Origin of the sequence: Acinetobacter sp. Ag2, assembly GCF_001005515.1 — a bacterium.
GTDB lineage: Bacteria > Pseudomonadota > Gammaproteobacteria > Pseudomonadales > Moraxellaceae > Acinetobacter > Acinetobacter bereziniae.
On the sequence record NZ_LBNA01000051.1, the window covers coordinates 101125 to 124704 of the forward strand.

The 23580-nt window shown below is 37.1% G+C and carries 17 protein-coding genes and 1 pseudogene; 13 read left to right on the forward strand and 5 right to left on the reverse strand.

What is annotated here, in order from left to right; genetic code table 11:
* The first annotated feature begins 15 nt into the window (after positions 1–15).
* The 6 genes from AAV97_RS12330 to AAV97_RS12355 all read left to right on the forward strand — a co-directional run bounded on the left by AAV97_RS12330 (position 16) and on the right by AAV97_RS12355 (position 7678).
* Positions 16–1677: an AMP-binding protein gene (locus AAV97_RS12330; protein WP_046760715.1), complete on the forward strand. Its 1662-nt coding sequence runs from the start codon at positions 16–18 to the stop codon at positions 1675–1677.
* A 63-nt stretch (positions 1678–1740) separates the two neighbouring features.
* Positions 1741–2868: an acyl-CoA dehydrogenase family protein gene (locus AAV97_RS12335; RefSeq protein ID WP_046760716.1), complete on the forward strand. Its 1128-nt coding sequence runs from the start codon at positions 1741–1743 to the stop codon at positions 2866–2868.
* 45 nt (positions 2869–2913) lie between these two features.
* On the forward strand, positions 2914–3687 hold the full coding sequence (locus tag AAV97_RS12340) for an enoyl-CoA hydratase (RefSeq protein ID WP_042088768.1): 774 nt from the start codon (positions 2914–2916) through the stop codon (positions 3685–3687).
* Positions 3688–3702: 15 nt separating this feature from the next.
* Positions 3703–4728, forward strand: coding sequence for an enoyl-CoA hydratase/isomerase family protein (locus tag AAV97_RS12345; protein WP_046760717.1), 1026 nt, complete (start codon positions 3703–3705; stop codon positions 4726–4728).
* Positions 4729–4877: 149 nt separating this feature from the next.
* A complete protein-coding gene (locus tag AAV97_RS12350; RefSeq protein ID WP_046760718.1) occupies positions 4878–6215 on the forward strand; it encodes an MFS transporter in 1338 nt (445 codons plus the stop codon).
* A gap of 221 nt (positions 6216–6436) precedes the next feature.
* Positions 6437–7678 (forward strand): acetamidase/formamidase family protein, encoded by a 1242-nt coding sequence (locus tag AAV97_RS12355; protein WP_046760719.1) that lies wholly within the window; start codon positions 6437–6439, stop codon positions 7676–7678.
* A gap of 150 nt (positions 7679–7828) precedes the next feature.
* Here the strand turns inward: AAV97_RS12355 and AAV97_RS20915 are convergent.
* Positions 7829–8008, reverse strand: a pseudogene (locus tag AAV97_RS20915) (alpha/beta hydrolase); the annotation flags it as partial.
* 344 nt (positions 8009–8352) lie between these two features.
* On the opposite strand from AAV97_RS20915, the gene AAV97_RS12360 reads away from it, so the two are divergent.
* The gene (locus AAV97_RS12360) at positions 8353–8898 is read left to right on the forward strand and encodes a YbhB/YbcL family Raf kinase inhibitor-like protein (RefSeq protein WP_046760720.1); all 546 of its coding nucleotides are present in this window, start codon (positions 8353–8355) and stop codon (positions 8896–8898) included.
* Between the two features lie 73 nt (positions 8899–8971).
* Positions 8972–9775, forward strand: a complete 804-nt coding sequence (locus tag AAV97_RS12365; protein ID WP_046760721.1) for a helix-turn-helix transcriptional regulator — start codon at positions 8972–8974, stop codon at positions 9773–9775.
* A 69-nt stretch (positions 9776–9844) separates the two neighbouring features.
* On the opposite strand, the gene AAV97_RS12370 is transcribed toward AAV97_RS12365, so the two are convergent.
* Positions 9845–10720 carry a DUF6685 family protein gene (locus tag AAV97_RS12370; protein ID WP_227562345.1) on the reverse strand — a complete coding sequence of 292 codons (876 nt, stop codon included), beginning with the start codon at positions 10718–10720 and terminating at the stop codon, positions 9845–9847.
* Positions 10721–11572: 852 nt separating this feature from the next.
* Between AAV97_RS12370 and AAV97_RS12375 the strand changes: the two genes are divergently transcribed.
* The 4 genes from AAV97_RS12375 to AAV97_RS12390 all read left to right on the forward strand — a co-directional run bounded on the left by AAV97_RS12375 (position 11573) and on the right by AAV97_RS12390 (position 17745).
* Positions 11573–13765 (forward strand): TonB-dependent siderophore receptor, encoded by a 2193-nt coding sequence (locus AAV97_RS12375; protein ID WP_046760722.1) that lies wholly within the window; start codon positions 11573–11575, stop codon positions 13763–13765.
* Between the two features lie 350 nt (positions 13766–14115).
* Positions 14116–15402, forward strand: coding sequence for a salicylate 1-monooxygenase (gene salA / locus AAV97_RS12380; protein WP_046760723.1), 1287 nt, complete (start codon positions 14116–14118; stop codon positions 15400–15402).
* Positions 15403–15448: 46 nt separating this feature from the next.
* The gene (locus AAV97_RS12385) at positions 15449–16801 is read left to right on the forward strand and encodes an MFS transporter (RefSeq protein ID WP_046760724.1); all 1353 of its coding nucleotides are present in this window, start codon (positions 15449–15451) and stop codon (positions 16799–16801) included.
* Between the two features lie 53 nt (positions 16802–16854).
* Positions 16855–17745, forward strand: coding sequence for a LysR family transcriptional regulator (locus tag AAV97_RS12390; protein WP_046760761.1), 891 nt, complete (start codon positions 16855–16857; stop codon positions 17743–17745).
* A 156-nt stretch (positions 17746–17901) separates the two neighbouring features.
* Here the strand turns inward: AAV97_RS12390 and AAV97_RS12395 are convergent, their stop codons facing one another.
* The 3 genes from AAV97_RS12395 to AAV97_RS12405 form a co-directional block, all read right to left on the reverse strand.
* Positions 17902–20103, reverse strand: a complete 2202-nt coding sequence (locus AAV97_RS12395; RefSeq protein ID WP_046760725.1) for a TonB-dependent siderophore receptor — start codon at positions 20101–20103, stop codon at positions 17902–17904.
* Between the two features lie 587 nt (positions 20104–20690).
* Positions 20691–21452, reverse strand: a complete 762-nt coding sequence (locus tag AAV97_RS12400) for an SDR family NAD(P)-dependent oxidoreductase (RefSeq protein WP_046760726.1) — start codon at positions 21450–21452, stop codon at positions 20691–20693.
* Positions 21453–21461: 9 nt separating this feature from the next.
* On the reverse strand, positions 21462–22217 hold the full coding sequence (locus AAV97_RS12405) for an SDR family NAD(P)-dependent oxidoreductase (protein WP_046760727.1): 756 nt from the start codon (positions 22215–22217) through the stop codon (positions 21462–21464).
* Between the two features lie 393 nt (positions 22218–22610).
* On the opposite strand from AAV97_RS12405, the gene AAV97_RS12410 reads away from it, so the two are divergent.
* The gene (locus AAV97_RS12410) at positions 22611–23483 is read left to right on the forward strand and encodes a dihydrodipicolinate synthase family protein (RefSeq protein ID WP_005031599.1); all 873 of its coding nucleotides are present in this window, start codon (positions 22611–22613) and stop codon (positions 23481–23483) included.
* The last annotated feature ends 97 nt before the right edge of the window (positions 23484–23580 follow it).

Below are 23580 nucleotides of genomic sequence, written 5' to 3' on the forward strand. Positions count from 1 at the left end.
ACTGGAGTAAATAATATGTCGAATTATCATCAAGTTGCTAATTCATTTAATTTAGACGGTGCAGTAAAAGCAATGTTATCGGGTTCAGTCGAGCAACTGAACGCATGTTATGAGTGCTGCGATCGACATGCAGATGCTGATAGCGAAAAAATTGCCTTGTATTGGCAAGGTAAAGATGGACGCAAACAACAATATACCTTTAGCCAACTGAAAAAGTGGTCGAGTCAGTTTGCTAACTTTTTAAAATCACAAGGTGTCGAAACAGGTGATCGTATTTCAGGTTTATTACCAAGAACACCAGAATTGCTGGTTGTGATTTTGGGAGCTTGGCGTATTGGTGCAGTTTATCAGCCACTTTTTACTGCATTTGGTCCCAAAGCCATTGAACATCGTCTTCAATTGGCAAAAAGTAAATTGGTCGTAACTGATACAGCGAATCGAAGCAAATTGGATGAAATCGCACAATGTCCACAAATAATGACGGTTGCTGATCAGCATGATCATGGTGTTATGGATGGCGATTTAGATTTTTGGCAAAAGGTCGAACAACAGTCTGAACACTGTGATTTGGTCATGCAAAATATTCAAGCTCCATTTTTGTTGATGTTTACCTCGGGAACCACTGGACCTGCGAAACCCTTAGAAGTACCACTGAAAGCCTTAATTGCTTTCGGTAATTACATGAAAGATGCTATTGGCTTACGTGAAGAAGATAACTTTTGGAATATTGCTGATCCGGGTTGGGCATATGGTCTGTACTATGGTATTACGGGACCATTATTGTTGGGGCATGCAACTTTATTTTATGAAGGCGGTTTTAGCATCGAAAGTTTATGTCAAATTATTGAGGATTATAAAATTACCAATTTGGCAGGCGCACCGACCGCTTATCGTATGATGATGGCTGCAGATCCTGCCCAAATGGCGCAACTGAAAGGTAAATTTCGTGTAGTCAGTAGTGCTGGTGAACCTCTAAATCCTGAAGTTTTCCGCTGGTTTAAACAGGCACTCGATGCACCTATTTTTGATCATTATGGACAAACTGAGGTTGGCATGGTGGTGTGTAACCATCATGGTCTGGAGCATGAGGTGCGTGCTGGTGCTGCTGGTTTTGCAAGTCCAGGATACCGTGTTGCTGTGCTTGATGAACAAGGCAACGAGCTCCCAGCAGATACACCTGGAATTTTAGCAGTGGATATCCAGCAATCACCGATGATGTGGTTCGGTGGCTATCAAGAAAGCCGTAAATCACCTTTTGTAAAACATTACTATTTAACCGGTGATACTGCTGAACTGCATGCAGATGGCAGCATGAGTTTTGTTGGGCGTAGTGATGATGTGATTACCACCTCAGGCTATCGAATTGGTCCTTTTGATGTAGAAAGTGCTTTACTTGAACACGATGCGGTCATTGAAGCAGCTGTGATCGGTGTTCCTGATGCGGAAAGAACTGAAATCGTCAAAGCTTTTGTGATTTTAGCAGAGCATCAAATTGCTTCTGACAGTTTGGCAGAACAACTGGGGCAATTTGTTAAAAAGCGCTTATCGGCACATGCTTATCCAAGACAAGTGGAGTTTGTGACAGAGCTTCCAAAAACACCTAGTGGCAAAATCCAACGGTTTTTATTGCGTAATCAAGAGATTGCCAAACAACAATTAGAAAAGAATGCAGGTTAGTATAAATCCTGCATAAGCTGAGCAGGCTTTATGCAGGTGATGTAACAGATCAAGGAATGAAAAATGCAATTTACTGAAGAACAATTATTGATTCAGGATATGGCGAAAAATTTCGCTCAAGAACAAATTAAACCGTATGCAGCAGAATGGGATAAACACAGTGTATTTCCAAAAACAGCATTGTCTCAAATGGGACAATTGGGTTTTATGGGGATGTTAATTTCTGAACAATGGGGTGGTTCTGATACAGGAAATTTGGCTTATGTGCTTGCATTAGAAGAAATTGCAGCAGCAGATGGTGCAACTTCAACCATCATGAGTGTACATAATTCTGTGGGTTGTGTGCCGATCGCTAAATTTGGTACGGATGAACAAAAACAAAAATACTTAATGCCCTTAGCGCAAGGGGAAATGATTGGCGCATTTGCTTTGACTGAACCGCATACTGGGTCTGATGCCGCAGCACTGAAAACACGCGCAGTGAAAGATGGTGATGATTGGGTAATTAACGGTGCTAAACAGTTCATTACGTCTGGTCATAATGCAGGTGTCATTATTGTCTTTGCAGTAACTGATCCTCAAGCAGGTAAAAAAGGGATCAGTGCCTTTATTGTACCGCGTGAAACACCCGGTTATGAAGTCATTCGTACTGAAGAAAAACTGGGTTTACATGCCTCAGATACTTGCCAAATTGCATTGACAGATGTTCGTGTACACCAAAGCTTGATGTTGGGTAAAGAGGGCGAAGGCTTAAAGATTGCCTTGTCTAATCTTGAAGGTGGACGTATTGGGATCGCAGCCCAAGCAGTAGGTTTAGCCCGTGCAGCATTAGAAGAAGCGAGCAAGTATGCCAAAGAACGTATTACTTTTGGGAAACCTATTTTTGAACATCAAGCGATTGCATTTCGTTTAGCCAGTATGGCAACAGAAATCGAAGCTGCACGACAGTTGGTTCACCATGCTGCACGGTTGAAAGAGGCTGGTAAACCCTGTTTGAACGAAGCATCTATGGCAAAACTATTTTCGTCAGAAATGGCTGAACGTGTTTGTTCTTCAGCGCTACAAGTATTTGGTGGTTATGGTTATTTAAAAGACTTTCCTATTGAGCGTATTTATCGTGATGCTCGTATTTGTCAAATTTATGAAGGCACCAGTGACATCCAACGTTTGGTCATTGCACGAAGTTTATAAGTCGTACCACAAGACACTGCGTAGCTACAGATTAGGAATTGAAATATGCAATTTGAAACGATTTTATTGGAAAAGCAAAACGGCGTAGGTTTGATTACGCTTAACCGTCCCAAGGCATTAAATGCATTGAATTCTATGTTGATTGATGAATTAAATTTAGCTTTGGACGATTTAGAAAAAGATCAAAATATTGGCTGTATGGTGCTGGCTGGCTCAGAAAAAGCCTTTGCAGCAGGTGCTGATATTAAAGAAATGGCAGGATTAAACTTTCCCAATATCTATTTTGATGATTTCTTTAACCTTGCCGATCGAATTGCTCAGCGCCGTAAACCTTTAATTGCCGCAGTCAGTGGCTACGCATTAGGTGGTGGATGTGAATTGGCGTTGATGTGTGATTTTATCTACTGTGCTGACAATGCCAAGTTTGGTTTACCTGAAGTAACGCTTGGGGTTATTCCCGGTATAGGCGGAACACAGCGCTTAACTTTGGCTGTGGGTAAAGCCAAAGCGATGGAAATGTGTCTGACTGCTCGACATATGGAGGCAATTGAAGCTGAACACAGTGGTTTAGTCGCCCGTGTTTTCCCTAAAGATCAACTTTTAGCTGAAACCTTACAAGCAGCTGAAAAGATCGCTGAAAAATCTTTAGTGGCGACAATGATGATCAAAGAGTCGATTAACCGTGCTTTTGAAGTAAGTTTAGCAGAAGGTTTACGCTTTGAGCGTCGTAGTTTCCATTCAATATTTGCGACTTTGGATCAAAAAGAAGGTATGCAAGCCTTTGTAGAAAAGCGCCAAGCGCAATTTAAAAATCAATAATAAAAGGATTAAATCATGGACCACGAAAATCATTTAATCATTGAACAAAAAGGTGCTCTAGGCATCATTGTATTAAATCGTGTATCGAGTCTGAATGCGCTGACCTTGGATATGATCAATGGTATTCATCAGCAAATCGAAACTTGGCAAGACGATACAACTATTCAGGCGATATTGATTAAATCCAACAGTCCAAAAGCTTTTTGTGCAGGTGGTGATATTCGTTACCTCTATGATCATTTTAAAAATGGCACAGCGGGTCATAAGGGGTACTTCATTGCTGAATATGCCATGCTGAACTGTATACGTGCCTCACAAAAAACGGTTGTGGTATTACTTGATGGCTATGTTTTGGGTGGTGGTTTTGGCTTGGCTCAGGCATGCCATATTATTGTCAGCAGTGAAAAGTCACGTTTTGCGATGCCTGAAACAGCGATTGGCTTCTTTCCAGATGTCGCAGCCACACATTTCTTATCACGGCTGGATGATATTGGCGTTTATCTGGCGACTACAGGTGACCAGATCACGAGTAGTGATGCCTTATATCTAGATTTGATAGATTACCATGTTCCCAGTCAACAGTTTCCTGCACTAGAAGAAGCTTTAAGCCAAACAGATCATTTAAGCAAAGATCATATTGATCAGATCATTTCAAAATTTATCACTCGACCTGTAGAAAGTGAACTCAGTGGATGGGTGGACAATATTCGTAAACATTTTGGTTTTGAGAACTTAGATGAAATTGAACAAAGCCTTGCCAATGAGTCAGATCAGCAACATCAAGCATGGGCAACTCAAGTTTTAAATACTTTGCAGCAACGTTCTTTATTGGCCAAGCAGACCAGTTTAAGACTGCAATATTTAGGTCGAGGGCTTTCTTTACAGCAATGCATGCAACTTGAACGAGATTTGCAGGATATTTGGTTTGAGCATGGTGATATTTTAGAAGGCGTTCGTGCCCTAATCATTGATAAAGATAAGCAACCAAAGTGGCAAAAAAGCAATCCTGCTTTAGAAAAAATATTGGCTGAACTGGGTTAGCCATAAAGCACACTGATGCTAAAACAATATGTTCATTCAAATAAATGAAGGGAGAATCAGAGAAATTTTTTAAGTGAATCCAAGGATCATACAAGATATATGGAATATATCTCAATGGATGTAAAAAACGGTTAAGAAGGAATAGAGCAATGAAGGATGTACAAGGAACAAATCCGAATAATAAAAAGTCATCACACCGCTTAGCAGGTATTTCAAGTATGGTGGGGACGACCATTGAATGGTATGACTTTTTTATCTATGGTGCAGCAGCAGCGCTGATTTTTAATAAGTTATTCTTTCCCAACTTAGACCCTTTGACAGGTGTTCTTGCGGCATTTGCAACCTACGCTGTTGGTTTTATTGGACGACCATTGGGTGGGATCGTATTTGGACATTTTGGTGACAAAATTGGTCGTAAATCAATGTTGTTGGTGACCTTAATGTTAATGGGTATTCCTACCGTCATGATTGGGCTGTTACCTACATTCGAGTCGATTGGATATTGGGCAACCATTTGCTTAATTATCTTGCGCTTTATCCAAGGCATGGCAATGGGTGGAGAATGGGGCGGAGCAGTGCTGATGGCTGTCGAGCATGCACCTGAAGGTAATAAGGGTTTTTGGGGGAGCTTACCACAAGCCAGTACTGGTGGTGGTCTAATGCTGGCTTCAATTGCTTTAGGTCTGGTTTCGATGTTACCCGAAGAAGCACTATTTAGCTGGGGTTGGAGAATACCGTTTTTAGCCAGTATTGTGTTATTGGGCGTAGGTTGGTATATCCGAGTTAAAGTTCCAGAATCTCCAGATTTCGAGCAGGTTAAACAACAGGCTGAAGAAATTAAAGTTCCTGCATTGCAAGTATTTAAAAATCATCCTAAGGAATTAGTGACTATTATATTGTCACGTGCGGCTGAAAATGCGTGGTTCTATCTTGCTTCAACCTTTACCTTGGCATATACCACGACACAGTTAGGTATCGCACGACAAGAAATATTATTTGCGACGATTTGTGGTGCAGGGGTGATTATGGTCATGACCCCACTGTGTGGACATTTATCAGACAAGGTTGGTCAACGGAATATGTTTAGGTTTGGTCTATGCGTCTTAGCACTGTATAGCTATCCATTCTTTGCCATGTTGAATACCAAAGATCCTGTGCTGGTTTGGACTGCGATTGTATTGGCAATTGGCGTTGTATTCCCAATTATGTATGCACCACAATCTCAGCTTTTTGCACGTCAATTCCCTGCTGAAATTCGTTATAGTGGTATTTCGATCTCTGTACAGTTTGCGGGTGTATTAGGTGGAGGTTTAGCTCCTTTGATTGCGACAAAACTTTTAAGTATCGGTGGTGGTAGCACACATTTGGTTATCACTTATATCGTCAGTTTTGCTGTGATTGCCATCATTGCATCATCATTCTTAAAGCCTGATGTATTTCCAAACAAAGCAAAGTCTTTTGCACAAAAAGAAATTAAATCCTCATAAAATTTAAAATCCTCAGCAACATGGACAGCTTATGCTAAATTCATGTTGCTGTTTTTTTACCAATAATTAAAAAATGCCCGTTATTGGTTCATAACTATGGCTTTAAACAGCACATTTTCAATTGAAAACCTCTAAATCCTGTGATTTTTTGCTATGGCATGAAACTTGCTGTACTTCACATGCACAATATTTTTATTTTTCAATGATTAAGGGGCTGTTATATGTTTAAGCACACGGTTTTGTCTTTATTTATTTTTGCCACTCTCGGTTCTTCAGTCGCTAAAGCGGATAATTTTAATGTTCTTAAACAGCTTTCTACTAAACCCGTTCAGCTTCAAGAAGGTGAATATAAAGGTAACTATTATGTTCCTTCGACCTTGAATACGATAACGTGGGGATACCTACCAAATAAAGATGCTAAACCTGTACTTTCGGTGCCATCAGGAAGTACCGTGACATTCGATACGGTTTCACATGAAGGCTTGCTTGAAGATCAAGGAAGAGATGCAGAAAAATTCTTTAAGTCTAAGGGTGTTCCAGATGAATATATTTTAGATGAAGCAAAAACTATTACTAAATCTCATCTAAAGCATGATTTTCATAAAGACGGACCACACATCGTGACTGGTCCAATTGCAATTCAAGGCGCACAACCCGGTGATATTTTAAAAGTCGAAGTGATTAAAGTTGAACCTCGTGTGCCTTATGGGGTGATTTCAAATCGTCATGGCAAAGGCGCTTTGGTTGGTGAATTTCCTAAAAAACCGCAACAGGTGGATGCTTCAGCCGAACATCCTGAACGCTATGGCAATGTTTCAGTATTTACCCCCATCGAAAAAAATGCCAAAGGTGAATATGAAGGTGTATTAAAAACTGAATCAGGTAAGTCAATTCGATTCCCGTTGAGCCCGTTCATGGGCATCATGGGTGTAGCACCGAATACTTCAGAACCCGTTCATTCAGTCCCACCTGCAATGTATGGTGGTAATATTGATATTAATGAATTAGGCGCTGGGTCTATAGCTTACTATCCTGTTCAGGTTGCAGGGGCTTTGTTTTACACAGGCGATAGTCATTTTGCGCAAGGTGATGGTGAAGTCGCTTTAACTGCTTTAGAGGCTTCTGCTCGTGCGACTTTAAAGTTTACTTTGTTAAAAGCAGGTAAAGATAAGATTCCGGGGCAAGAGATTGTACAACCCTTAGCAGAAAATGCTGAGTTTTGGATCACACCCGGTTTAGACCCTGACCTTGACGAAGCGATGAAAAAGTCTACACGAGAAGCAATTCGTTTCTTAAATAAAGAATATGGCATCGATGAAGCAATTGCTTATGCTTACTTAAGTGCTGCAACTGATTTTGAAGTGTCTCAAGTCGTCGATAAAACCAAAGGTATTCACGCTAAAATTCGAAAAGCTGATTTTAGAGAGTTTGCTGAAGACGCAAGTAAAGCAACAACACCTTAAATTGATATAGCTATATCGTTCAAAACAGCCTGTTCGATGAATAACAGGCTGTTTGGGTTGTATCAAACATTTAAAACAAAAAATATTGAGAGACTGAATCTTTACAATTTGCTTAAGTCGTTGTCGTATTGGTTCAGCCTTAATTGATAGCTAACTCAATTTTTTGATAAATTTTCTGGCTTCTAAGGTGATTGCGGTCATATGAATTGCTCCATGAATCATTCCAGTTAACAGATGTAATTTCACATTAATACCTGCATTTTTTAATCTTTCGGCATAACGCTCAGCATCATCTCTGACTGGATCATATTCACACGCAAAAATAGTTGCGGCAACTTATCCGTCACCAATTTTGCCCTACAAAATTTAAATCAATATCTTGTATTACAATAAATCATTTAAAAATGAAGTTTTAAATTAATATTTTAAAACCATCATGGTATCAGTATAAAGATGGGTTCTATAGTATTGCTAGATTAGCAGTCATTTAGAGCATCATCGATGAGTACATTTTTGATTGTAATCAATTTCATATCAGTTACTTATCGACATATTTTTCAATATATTTTCCAATATAATTAAGAATGATTGATTTAGGCGAAAAAATGGCAACTTAGAGAGAATTAAATTTTATTAAAAACATTAAGATGCTGTATTTAGACAGGATAAACTTAATGAATAAAAACATTGTGAAATTTATATTTCCGTTGCTCAGTATTTTTTCAGGCTTTACCTATGCGGATGAGTTCAAGCTCAAAAGTACAGACATCACGCAGGGAGAAATCATGAAAAAGAAACATGAATACCAACAAGGCTTTGGGTGTTCAGGTGAAAACAAATCTCCACAGCTGTCTTGGAGTGGGGCGCCAAAAGCAACCAAAGCTTATGCGATTATGGTTTATGATCCAGATGCTCCCTCAGGCAGTGGATGGTGGCACTGGCAAGCAGTCAATATACCCACCGAAGTCACTTCGATTCCATCAGGTCATGGAAAATTAGAATCTAAAGGAGTCATAAATTTAACAAATGATTTTGGACAAACTGGATTTGGTGGAGCTTGCCCACCAAAAGGTCATGGGATTCATCGTTATCAATTTACGATCTACGCACTTTCTGAGAAGCTAGATCTACCCAAAGGTGCATCAGGTGCATTAACAGGCTACATGGTTAAAGCGCATAGTCTTGCATCAAGTACAATCGAAGCTCTTTATCAAAGATAGGGGCTATTAAATAATCTAATTTGAACGGAGTGGAATGTAATTAAAATCATGATTACATTCCAAATATTCAATCATGAATGACCTCATTGCTATAGCTAAAACAGCGATCAATCAACAGCAATATTTACCCTTTTCAATTTATTGTTCCCATAAAGAACAAATGATTAGTAACGTACCAATTATAAAGCCATTACTTATCTTTATTTTAAATGGTGAGAAACAATTAGGTACATCGGAATTGGTCACATGCCAATCAGGAACTTTTGTATTTTTATCGAATAGCTCACGTATAGATATGAGAAATATACCTCATCAAGAGGAATATCTTGCTGTGCTGATCGATTTTGAGCAAGAGGATTTTACTGACTTGCCAATGAACCCTCAGCAGCCTGTTGAATATCTACAGGGGGATATCAATACAATCCTTAAAACTGCACTTTTACAATATATGCAACTCGCAATAATGTCCTCAGCAGGAGTGATGAAATATAGAAAAAAAGAACTGTTGAGCATTCTTTATTATCTTGGATATCGCGATGTTTCCAATATCAATCAAACCCATCGGTTCAGTGAAAAAATACATCGCATGATTGCAAATAATCTAACTTTGGATTGGACTGCTGAGATAATTGCAGCAGATCTTTTTATGAGTAGTTCGACCTTGAGACGTAAATTAAAAAATGAAGGTGAGAATATTCAAGATATTCGGAGTAGAACACGTTTAAGTCATGGATTACATTTGTTGCAAACGACTCAATTGAATATTGGTCACATTGCTAATCAATGTGGTTATCAATCCCAATCAAGATTTACAGAACAATTCAAAGTTTTATTTGGAATGACACCACGAGAAATTCGAAAATCCATAATGAAGTGATTACACAAACTTTTGCATCAATCAGCTTAAATAAAAAATTAGGTATATCTCGCTTTTTTTAATGACTATTCAGATCATAAATTCCTCCAGAAATTCTTTAATATTCTGCTGATTATTTAAAATCGAACATATGCTTGAAGAAGTATTATCCTTTTTAATTATTAAAATTTTAAAATTTTCTAAATCAAGCGTATATGCTTCAATTTTTTTTGAGTAAATAAAGTTTATAAAATGAATAATTGATTCATCTTTAAAAACTATAAAAAGGCAATATTTTTCAAATAATGTATCTAAAATTAAATTATCTATATAAAAGCTATGAAGATTAGTCTCATAAAATTCATTATGATCAAACTCATTACATAGAGTTATAACGCGTCCTAAACGGTGAGAGCCACCACCATTATTAGCCATAATCTTATTATGCCATTGAAATTTATAAAAATCCTGATGATTATCTGTAAAACTATCAGGTGATGGGTTTTCCTTGTCTATAATAGTTTCTGATATCTGTTCTTGATTAAATTTTAGATATTTTTCTCGTTTTTCATCTGATAAGCTTTTCTTTCCTTTAAACAATGTTGCAAGCCACCAACTAGAAATATTAGTATAGTCTGAAAAAAGGCCTTCATCTCGTGAGCATGATAAAAAGCCGACATCTCTTAAATTAATATATTTTCTTTCAACATCTTTTTTTATAAGAAGTTTCAGATATTTTTCTAGTTCTGTTCTACTGTTTGTAAGATTGCCATCTAGAGGTCTTAATTTTACTGAATATGTATATGAATCCAATAAAATATCTAATCTTAGTAACTCTTTTGCGCTAATAAAATTTTCATTTTTAAATTTTTTTATTAAATTAAAGTAATTGTATTTATTTAGCTCCAAATCTACTGTTTTTTTAATTTTAGACTCAATATAAAACGTTCGAATATAGTTTATCATTAATTTACTCTAAAAATATAAATTTAATTGCTGTTTAACATAAATTAAAATCAAATTAAAAACACTATATTTCTTGCGAAAGTATAAACTATTTTATAATAGACCTCTTGCGAAAGTAGGTTTTTGGGTCATTTAGCTATATGCAATACCTTATATAGTCAAACCGCCTGATTATTCATACAAGCGATTTGGATGATTCATTTATTTTGTACTTTTGAATCATAAACAGTCTTGCTATCACGAGGTGACATGGATATCGCCATGTTGAGCGGGGGTATTAGGATGTACCCCCTCGCTCAACGGAAGATTTTTGTTACTTTTCATCTCTGAAAAGTAGAGTATCGCCTACGCAAAACAATTTAAACTTTAGAGCTAAAGCGTGGCAGTACAAGGCTTATATCATCAAACAATATATTGATCGCTTTAATTTTATTGATCAAGAGAAATGATATTCTACTGTATGAATTTTTCAACAGATTAACTATATAACAAAGATCACAGCTGCTCAAATTTTGACTAATGCAAGAGCTCTAATAGTTTTATGAAATATAAAAAATAATAAAATTCAATGATATTGACTTCAAGCGTCTAGTCGCGCAGTGACATGTCCCTTATTTCTAAAATGTCTTTCGTAAAAGGTCTAAAGTACTTAATAAAAAACAGCTGAAAAATAACGCAAACAGAAAGATGGCTTATCGTAATATACATAAATAAATTATGGATTTCTTGCACAATAAAAGCATGAATTATTCTTAAATATGGCATAGAAATGCTTGTTCATTGAGAAAAAATTGTGAATACTCATGCGCTAAAATTTAGCTTGTAAAATTATCTTGGGGTTAGGCAATTACAGTGAAAAGGTATCCATTTTCTCGTTTACAAAAAGCGTTGCTGGCAGTTGGTTCATTTTCATGTTTGGCATTGAGTCCAGTACTGCTACATGCAGAAGCGGAAAAAAATACACATCAGCTTAAAACCATTAAAGTCGACGTTCAAACCGAAGCAGCACAAACGGTTTATTATCAACCCAAGGTCAATTTATCAGGTTTTAGTCAGTCTAATATTGCTGAAATTCCGGCTTCAATCCATACCATTACTGCAGATCGTTTAGCAGATCAGCATGCTAAAACACTGTCTGATGTGGTTAAGAACGATGCAGCTATTGGCGATGGTTATGCGCCTATTGGTTATTATTCTAATTTTATGATGCGTGGTTTTGGGCTAAATCTTGAATCAAGCTATCTACTGAATGGCAACTTAGTCCGTGGCGAACAAAATATTGCGCTTGAGAATAAAGCTCAGGTCGAGATTTTAAAGGGCATCAGTGCCGTTCAAAGTGGAATGTCAACACCAGGTGGTGTAATCAATTATGTCACCAAACGACCTGAAGATATTCGTTCAATGACATTAGAAACCGACCGTTATGGTGGTTTTCGCGTGGCAACGGATTTAGGTGGATTGTTTGGAGACACGCAACAGTTTGGTTATCGCATCAATCTTGCGACAGAAGATATTCATTCCTACGTTGAACATGCCGATGGTAAGCGCTTGTTTGGTTCTATGGCGCTGGATTGGAATATTTCTGAACGTTCAAAGTTAGAATTTGATCTAGAATCACAGCGACAACGTCAACGTTCAGTGGCAGGATATCAGTTATTGGATGGAACGACACTTCCCCAAAATGTGAAATGGGATCGTTTACTTGCTTATCAAAGCTGGAGTAAACCCGTAACCAACGACAGTTTAAATGCCAGTTTAAAATATTTATTTCAGTTCAATGATCACTGGAAAGCAAATTTTACAGCATCACAAAGTCGTGTGGTGATAGATGATTACGCTGCATTTCCTTGGGGATGTTATAGCAGTATTTGTCAAACGACGGGCTTAGGGAATAGCTTTGATCAAAATGGCAACTACGATATTTATGATTTTCGCAGTCCAGATGATAGCTACTTAACCAACCAATTTAAAATCGGATTGAATGGGGCATTCAGCACTGGTTTTTTGCAGCATCAGTTAAGTTTAGAATTATCTCAAACTGCTAAACGTCATACACAATATGATGCAATTAATTTACCTGTAGTTGAAGGGGCTGAGTCTACAGGAAATATAGGTGAGGACCCGCAAAGCTATATCCCCACAGATAAGCATTTGGGTAAACACTATAAATCATTAGATAGTCAACAAACAGCATTGAATTTCATTGATTTAATTGCTTTTAATCCAGAATGGTCAGTCTCTTTGGGGGGCAAACTGATTCATCTCAATGAGGGAGCCTACAATGTCGAGTCAAATAAGATTCGAGACACCAATTTTAATCGTTTCTTACCCCAATTTGCGCTGATGTATCAACCTTGGGAACATACCAACATTTATGCTTCTTATGCCAAAGGCATAAGTGATGGTGGACAAGCGCCGTGGTTTGCCAACAATCCAAGTCAAACTTTAGCTCCTGTACATTCCACTCAGTATGAATTAGGCGTTAAGCATGAGTGGCAAGATTTATTGTTTACGGCAGCAGTGTTTGATTTAAAACAGGACAATCAATATACCAATACTGAACGAGATTTCATTGCTGAAGGTCAACAGCATAACCTTGGATTAGAGTTAGGTTTGCAAGGGCGTTTAAGTCAAAATCTGGATTTGGTCTCGACTTTGGCACTGACACGTTCACGCTTAAAGGACATCCAAGTTGCTGAATATCAAGGGCATCAGACACAAAATGTGCCATCAGCTCGTTTTGCAAACTATCTCTCTTATCAAGTGGCTCAAATAGATGGGTTACGCTTATTGGCAGGTATGCAATACAGCAGCAGTAAATATGCCAATAAAACGGGTACAGTCAAAGTGCCGAGTTATACTGTATTTAATTTAGGTACAGCTTATAATTTCAGAGCTTATGGCTATGACAATACACTTCGATTCAATATCGACAATCTGTTCAATAAACAGTATTGGAGAGATGCAGGAAATTTCTTAGGCGATGATTATTTATTTCTTGGCGCACCACGGACAGCGCAACTTGCTTGGACTGTAAATTTCTAGGATGTGTCTTTTGCTAATTTGTATTTATTTAAACTGATCATCAGATTGACCTATATCACTCAAAATGAGTGATACAGGTCAGAAATGCAAAATCTTATTGCTTCGCGTTATGCGCTTAAATTAAATTATTCGGCAATTTTTCAAAATTATTAGCCTTTCATCACGATCCAATGAAGTTTATTAGAAAGTTGATTTTATTAACAATTAATAAAAAACAAAAGCAGATTTAAAAGCAGAGCGTGAACTAAATATCAAAAAAATAGATAGTATAAACCAAAAAATATAAATTGGATTTATCTTAAAAAATAACCAATTATAGAATTCTAAGTAATTTAGTAAGGAATGCTAAAATGGACAAAAAAATTAGAGTTGCAGTCATTGGTGGAGGTATTGCTGGACTAGCACTCATGACCCAATTGGTTAAAAATACAAACTTAGATGTACATTTATTTGAGTCTGCTGCTGAATTTTCAGAAATTGGTGCAGGAATCTCTTTTGGTGCAAATGCGGTAAAAGCAATCCAATTGTTAGGTTTAAGCCAAGAATATCAATCTATTGCAGATCAGGTCAAAGCGCCCTATACCGATATTTGGTTCCAATGGCGGAATGGCTATACCGACGAATATCTATCAGCATCTCTTGCTCCATCTGTTGGACAGTCTTCAGTACATCGTGCAGATTTTCTTGATAGCTTAATTCCTTTAGTTCCGTTATCAAATGTACACTTCAACAAACGTGTACAAAATATTGAAGCAGATGAAGATCAAGTGACGGTGTGCTTCATTGATGGACAAGATGCAACCTTTGATTATGTAATTGGTTGTGATGGTATTCGTTCCGTTGTCCGAAATCATGTGCTGGATTCACATCAATTGCCGCGCAGTGAACCTCAATTTTCTGGAACTTGGGCATATCGGGGGATCATTAAGTATCAAGACTATAAACAAGCGATTGAAAAATTAGGGCGCGATGTGGAAATCGCAGATGTTCCGCAAATGTTTTTAGGTAAAGATAAACACATTTTGACCTTCCCAATTCGACAGGGGGAGGAAATCAATATTGTGGCATTTAAGTCAGATCGTACACAAACGGTATTGTCTGAAAATATACCTTGGACAATGGCTGTTTCAAAACAGCAAATGTTGGCTGATTTTTCAGACTGGAGTGAGAGCTGTAAAGCCTTATTGGAACTGATTGACTCGCCAACAATCTGGGCTTTACATGAAATTCAGCCTTTAGAGACTTATAAAAACAATACCAATAATGTGATTTTGATAGGTGATGCTGCACATGCAATGTTACCACATCAAGGTGCAGGAGCTGGTCAAGGTCTTGAAGATGCTTTAATTCTAGCAAAATTATTAGAAAACCCTGAACTAACACGTGAATCTATTCAGTTAGTTTCTGAAATATATCAGCAAATACGCTTAGAACGAGCAGTCAAAGTTCAAAACACATCACGTGAATCAGGTGAAATATACGAGCTTTGTTCATCAAAATATTCAGATTTTGAATCTATCGGACAGCATTTAACACATCGTTTTGATTGGTTATGGCAGCATTCTCTTGAGCAAGATATTCAGCAAGCCCAAGCTGCGTTGACCAATCAATTACAGCAAAGTGAAATATATAGCTAAATAAAAAAAGAGATAAAACAGAATAATCTGACCAGGGAGGTCTATTATGCAAACCATAAATGCAAATGAAGTCATTGATCATGCCAAATTAAAGGCGATTCATTGGCGAGTGATTTTACTCAGCGCATTGATCATTATTTTTGATGGTTATGATTTAGTAATTTATGGGGTGGCACTGCCTAAGCTGATGGCAGAATGGAAAATTGACAGTATCACAGCAGGATTTTTAGGTAGTGTTGCCTTATTTGGCATGATGTTTGGAGCGATTCTTTTTGGAAGTTTGAGTGATAAATTAGAGCGCTATGGCTTTAGTCGCAAAAAATTAATCATTTTATGCATTTGTTTATTCAGTGGTTTTACTTTACTTTGTGGCTATGCAAGTGATCCGCAAAGTTTTGGAATCTTTCGATTTTTGGCAGGTTTGGGCTTGGGTGGTGTGATGCCGAACATCATTGCACTCATGACAGAATATGCACCAAAAAAATTACGCTCAACTTTAGTATCGCTCATGTTTAGTGGTTATGCAGTTGGTGGAATGTGTTCAGCTTTATTGGGAATGTGGTTAGTTCCACAATTTGGCTGGAAAATTATGTTTATTCTTGGGGGGATACCGCTGTTATTGATACCTATCATTTGGCTGTTATTACCTGAGTCAATTGATTATTTGGTTCGCAGAAACAAAACTGAAAAAGCAGCAGACATTCTTAAACAAATTAATAGCGATATTAATTACACAGCTCAGACAAAAATTTGTCTCGATCAAGACAATCAATCTTCCTCTCAATCTCCAATCAAGGATTTATTTGCAGACAATCGAGCAATGATTACACTTTTATTTTGGTTGAGTGTATTTATGGCATTGGTTTTGGTCTATGCCTTAGGCAACTGGTTACCGAAATTAATGCTAGAAGCAGGCTATGATCTGTCGACTAGTTTGGTTTTTCTGCTCGCCTTGAACATCGGCGGAATGCTTGGTGCAATCTGTGGAGGCTATTTAGCGGATCGGTTTAATTTGGTCAAAGTATTATGTACGCTATTTTTAAGTGGGGCTGCTGCATTTATATTACTCAGTTTTAACTTACCAACGATTATTCTTTATTTTTGTATTGCTGTTGCTGGTGCGGCTTCCATTGGTGGGCAAATATTATTATTGGCTTATATGTCACAATTTTATTCATCAAATATCCGTGCAACGGGCTTAGGAATGGCATTGGGTGTAGGGCGTTTGGGGGCGATTTTAGGACCCATCTTATGTGGTTGGTTATTAAGCTTAAATTTACCGATTCATTATAATTTCATCGCGCTTTCAATCCCATGTATGATTGCTGTGCTGAGTATTTCAATGATTCATCTACGTTTGAAAAACACAAAATTGGCGGTTAAAACGGTACAAGTCTAAAGCTAGATTGAGGAAGGCAAAACCTTCCTCATTGAATCGAGAGATTAAAATTGATTGATCTAAGTCTTATCAAAGTGTTTGTCATTATTTTTGAAACCAAAAATATTAGTCATGCGGCTGAACGACTGAATTTGAGTCAGCCTTCAGTCACCTATAATTTAAACCGTTTACGAAAATCTTTAAATGATCCACTCTTTGAGCGAGATAAATTTGGAGTAAAACCCACCAAACTTGCGCAAAGTTTATATCCCAGTTTTAGGCAGGCGATTTCTGATATTGAAATGGCAATTATCGCTTCACAACGATTTGATCCCAAAACATCCATGCGAGTCTTTCGTTTAGGATTATCAGACTTGGGCGAAATTTGTTTATTACCATCATTAATTCAACATCTGGCACAAGAAGCACCATTTATTAAAATAGAAATTGAAGAAATCCAATCTGATAAAGTCGAGGAGTGGCTAGTTGAGGGTTTTTTAGATGCGGCTGTATTTAATAGCAGCTATACCGTCATGCCGAAAATAGAATCTCGCAACTTATTTGAAGAACGCTATATGTGCATTGCTGACAAAAACCATCCACGGGTTAGAGAGCAACTGAGTTTAGAGCAGTATTTACAAGAAAAACATGCGGCTATTAAATCTTCGACAGGGCATATTGAAATTGATCAGAAGCTTAAAGAATTGGGGTTAAAGAGAAAAATTATGCTAGAACTCCCTCATTTTAGTGTATTACAAGATGTGGTGAACAGTTCTGAGTTATTGGTGACTTTGCCTTCACGTGCTGCAAAAGTGTATGAGCGAAATAGTGATATAAATAGTTTTGAATTACCATTTTCAGTCAAACCCTTTAATGTCAGCGTAAATTGGTACAATCATCGAGATGATTTGGATGCACGAACTTGGTTTATCCAAACACTACAACAACTTTTTCAATTACTCTAAAGTATAGATCAGATGATTTACTGAATGGGGTTTTCAACAAATTGACTATATAGTGGCTTTTAAAGAGTCTATACATAACTATTAAGTCATTTAAAATGATAAAAACCCTCTAAACGATTAGAAGGTTTTTAAAAAGAAAATTAAATATGAGTGGGATTAGAAATTATAACGAACACTTAGCGTTGCATTTCTTGGTGTTCCCCAGTTCATAGAATTAGCACCAATACCTTCATAATATTTTTTGTCAAAAATATTTTCAACATTCAACTGAAGTTTAATATTTTTATCGACTTGATAGCCCAGCATTGCCCCCGCAAGTACAAAAGCATCTTGATCTATACGTGTGCTTCCAGTGCCAGTGTAGTATTTGCTTTTGTAATTTAAGCCAAGTCCAGCGCTCCACTGATCTAATTTATATTTTACAAATAGATTAGATGTTGTACGTGAATTTGTAGGGTTTACTTTGACGCCTTTAGCATCTTTTGCTTCAAAATTAGCAATACCAAAGTTTATTCCCCAATGATCATTAATTTCACCATCTGCTTCGAACTCAAAACCTTTGCTTTCAACGCCATCTACACCACGATAAGCTTGTTCATTTGTAAGCTGACCATTACGTACAATAAATTGTCCTGTTATTGCTTCAGCAAAATTCGATTGTTGAATTCGAAATAGTGATAAAGCAGTATTTAGACGCCCCCCAAACCATTCACTTTTTAAACCAGCTTCGTAGTTCTTACCTTGTGCTGGGTCTAGGTATTGATCATTCACATCTTTACGGCTTTGTGGTTTAAAAATATCTGTATAGCTGACATAAACAGAGTGATCTTTGGCAAAATCATAAATAGCACCAATATAAGGTGTTATCTCATTGTTAAATTCACGGTTGCCTACACCATTTGCAGATTCATATTTCCAATTTGATAAACGCGTCCCTGCAATCACTTTTAAAGGATCAAGAATTTGAAATTTACCAGAAATATATGCTGAGCTTTGGGTGGTTTCATTCAGTACATTGACCCCATTTAATACTACTGATCGGAGTAGGGGCTGTGTCATATTATTATAATTAAGTGGTCCACCTAAATATTTTTCAATTTCATTATTTGCATTTGAGCCGCCAAAAATATCCTTGGTTTTTTCATTTTTGTTCCATGAGCCACCGATAATAATTTCTTGTGGACGATTGAACAATGTAAAAGGTGCATTGATGAAAAGATCAATATTGTTTTCTTCATTTGTCGCTTCAGAGCCGTAGACTGAAACATTATCAGTTATTTTACCAGTCTTAGGATCTGGTTTGTTTTTCAAAGGGCTGGTATTGGTTGCTTTATCGACTTTTCCACCCGTATAAAGCAGTTGGGTATTTGCATCTTCTTTACGGAAGGTATACGCCACATTTAAATTGACATCGTTGAATAAATTTTGCTTTAAATTGGCAAAAACAGCCGTGGTATTAACATCCCAGAAAGTCCAAGGTGCACTTACCGTTAAGCTTCGGTCAAAGTTAGTGCGACTTCCATTCGTATAAAATGCTGGAGTACCTCCCCAGCGAATCCCATCGCGTTGCAACTCTTGATAGGTTGCTCCCAGTGACATACTGGTTTTATCAGTTAAGTCATAATCAATCGCACCGTAAAATACATTACGTTCTTTTTCATAATCATCCATAAAGGACTTTTCATCTGAATGTTTGACAAACATACGTCCACGCAGTGAGCCATCTTCATTGAGCGGAGTTGAAATGTCCGCAGAACTACTCCATGAATCCCAAGATCCAAATGATGTACTCAGATTACCTGTCAACTCTTTGGCATTGGCATGTTTACGTACCATATTGAGTCCCATTGCAGGGTTACCAGCACCTGTAGTCAGTCCATTTGCACCTTTAATCACTTCAACGCGATCGTAAATATCCAAATCAAGATCACCAGCCCCTAAGTTAGTGGTACTCGGCATACCGTCGATTAAGTAGTAATCCACCTGAAAGCCACGTGCATAAACAGATTGACGTTCATCGGTACGAGAAGTGGAGACACCTGTAATTGTATTCATTAAATCCTGAAATGAATCAATATTCCGGTCATCCAAATATTCTCGTGTTAAGACTTTGACTGATTGAGGTGTTTCACGAAGCGACAAATTTAATTTAGTGGCTGTACTTGTACTTTTGGTAGTGTAACTTTGAGTGCCTTCAGTGATCGCAGGTTGTTGGCTTTCCGCTTCTACCTTGATGGTCGGTAAAGCGACTGTTTCGGTATTTTCTTCAGCATAAACAAGCGTAGGAATAGTTAAAGCCATAGAAAGTACAAGAGGATGTACTTTGAATGAATGTCGCAAGGGAGAGGGGTTGTACATAAGATAAATTCCATAATAAAAAATGCGCGCGATCAGATTTTCTGTCTTCCTTTTGCTTCAAGCTCTATGACTCAGATTAAAGCGTTACAAAAGTTAACATGTGAAATATTAATTATCAATAATGATTCTCATTAAATTATATGAATCATTATCCTTATTATTTATATGTGAATTATAAAGTCAGTTATTCATTGATAAGTCACGCTTTTATCAAAGATATTCAGTTTGTTTCATTCTGTCTTGAATGGGGCAAATAACGAATTTATTTTTTTATATTTATAAATGAAAAGCAGAATTTTTGTTAAAAAATGAACACTAAATGATTGAAAATATTGTAATATCCCTACACAGTCTTATTTTTAACATGGATTTAATTAGGTGATTTGGTCTGTTCATATCGTGTAAAGAGCCAATGATGAACTGTAATAAGGTTTTAGCACAAACATGGTATTACTCGATCAGTTTAATTCATGTTGATGATCTTAGTTCAACCTTATCAATAAGTTTATAAGGCTGATTAGTCTCATCTACGAATTAGATACACAATTCATTTTATTGAATTTATGCTCGCTTATTCTATTAATTTTTTAACGGACATAATCTGCACCTGTAATGTCAATTGTCGCACCAGTACTATGGCGGGATCGTCCTGTTGCAAGAAAAGCAATCATTTCGGCAACATCACTCGCAGGCGTAATTTCACCTAAGGGCAATTTTTTTAGCACAGTATCTTCAATTTCCCCTTTAGCTAAATCCGTTGCAACCCATCCAGGAGCAATCGCATAAGCAAGAATATTGTGATGCCCGTAGCCACGCGCAATTCCTTTTGTTAAAGCCAGTAAACCACCTTTTGCCGCACCATAAGCTAAATGATTTGCATCATCTCCACGATGGGCTGAACGACTGGTTATATTTATAATGATCCCTCCATGACGTAGCTTAAAATGCAGCAATGCCAACCTGCATAACGCTGCTGGCGCTGTAAGATTGATAGCAATATTATTTTCCCAACCTTCTTGCCATGTTTCTGTCGTCGTAATCTCTGAGGCTAGCCAAGCTCCTGCATTGTTGACTAATACGTCAACATGTCCATAACATTCAAGAACGTTTTGCCAAATTTGTTCTATACAATTCAAATTACTCAAATCTCCAATAACCCAAGACACATTATTGCCAAATTGATTTGCCATATCGTTAAAAAACATCACAGAACTACGTGCATGCATAATAACTTTTGCACCTCTTTGTAATAAAAGTCGTGCAGTCTCCAAACCAATCCCGCGTGAACTTCCAGTGACAAAAATGACCTTATCTTGCAAATCTTGAATTAATCCTAAATTCTTGTTCATGGTTTTATCCTATGTCACAGCTTGAGCACCAGTGATTTCAACACATGCACCACAAATGAATTCGGCATCAGAAGATGCGAGAAAGGTGATTAATGCAGCGACTTCTTCTGGTCGACCTATACGACCGAATGGGATTAACTTTTCCAAATCGCTAATCGTTTTACCTTTCTCTGCAATCCCTTTTTCCAGCATAGGTGTATGTATTTCACCAGGACAAACCGCATTAACACGTATTTTTTGTGGCGCATAATCTCGTGCAAGACTTTTGGTAAAAGCAACTACCGCAGCTTTACTGACATTATAAGCAATATGACCAGAAGCAGGGGTGACTCCCCATTGGGATGCAGTATTTACAATAGATCCCCCACCAGATGCGATCATTTTAGGTAATGCTGCTTGGCATAAATAAAATAAGGCGTTGAGATTAACATCCAGACTTAAAAGCCAATCCTTTTCGCTGAGATGAAGTAATTCACCTCTACGCATGACACCAGCATTATTCACCAATATATCAATATGCTGGTAACTTTTTTCAATTTTTTCAATGGCTTGTTGGCAAGCATCTTTTGAGGTTAAATCAAAAGCTACAACTTCAGCTTTTCCTCCTTGAAGATTGATCGCTTGAGCAGTTTTCTCAGCAGCAGTATTAATAATATCTGCCACAATCACTGTTGCGCCCATTTGTGCGAAACGCTGTGCAGTCGCAGAGCCTATACCTCCACCTGCGCCAGTCACAAGCACTGTCTTATGATTAAACTGGGTCATTTCTTTTTTCCTTGATATAAGCTAGTAATTCTAATTCTGTATACATTATTGTATGCAATTTATATTGACTTTAATCAACTGTCAATCCATCTGAATTTTTAGTCATGCTAAAAAAATTAGAAAAAATAAAAAAAGATATTTTCTAAAATGATAATAAAAACAATCTTAAATATTTGAAAAATATTAAATATTCTCTTTGTCTTTGAGTTTTTTCTAAGCATTGACATCTCAAATAATTAAATATAATGTTTAATGTATGCAATATTGTACACAATTAATTGTAATTTAAAATCATTCAGCAATAATTTCAACTTAACTATTGATATATAGAATTATTGTTCAGTGAAAATTTGAATGAATGGGACGAAAATATTTTTATTGGAGAATTTTAATATGCTACAAGGTATCCTTCCTGCACTGATCACCCCATTTGATGACACCAACCAAGTCAATTATAAAATCTTGGTTGATATGCTCGAATATCAATTAGATGCAGGGGTGCAAGGTTTTGTCATACTAGGCTCAACAGGTGAGTATTATGCACTGACTAATCATGAACGTCGTCAAATCTTAAAAGTTGTCAAAGAAACCGTAAAAGATAAAGGTGTTCTGATCGCAGGCGCGAATGGGTCATGTACACGTGAAGTATTAGAACAGGTTCAACAGGCAGTGGAGATGGGATACACCAACTTACTGATTGCACCGCCATATTATGCTTTACCATCACAAGAAGAATTGATTGCCCATTACAATACAATTTTAGAGACTTTCCCTCAAATTAATTTGATTTTATATAACTATCCGATACGTACCAATGTAGAGATTGGTTATCTGGTACTCGAGGCATTTAAAGACCATCCACGTGTTATAGGTATTAAAGAGAGTAGTGGTAATTTGCTACGTGCGATTGAAATTGGTGAAAAATATAAAGATCACTATCAACTTTCATGTGGTTCTGATGACCAAGCTTTAGACTTTTTCTTGTGGGGTGCTTCGAGTTGGATTTGTGGTCCAGCAAATTGTTTTCCTGATAAAGTCACGACAATGATGAATAAATACAACACTGGTGATATTCGTGGAGCTCAAGATGTTATGCGACAATTGTTCCCGATTATGTCCCTCATGGAATCAGGAAAATTTATTCAAAAAGTAAAATATGGTTGTCAGCTGGCTGGATTTGAAGTGGGAAATGCCCGAATGCCTTTATTACCATTAACAGATACTGAAAAGGCGGAATTTAAACACGCATTTGATCAGATGAAATAAATCTCTAGGTCAAATCGAATAGCTTCAATCAAAATAGTATTGGAATGTACTTCAAATAAAAAATGAAATGCTTATAGCTTCTGGATATATAAGAAGT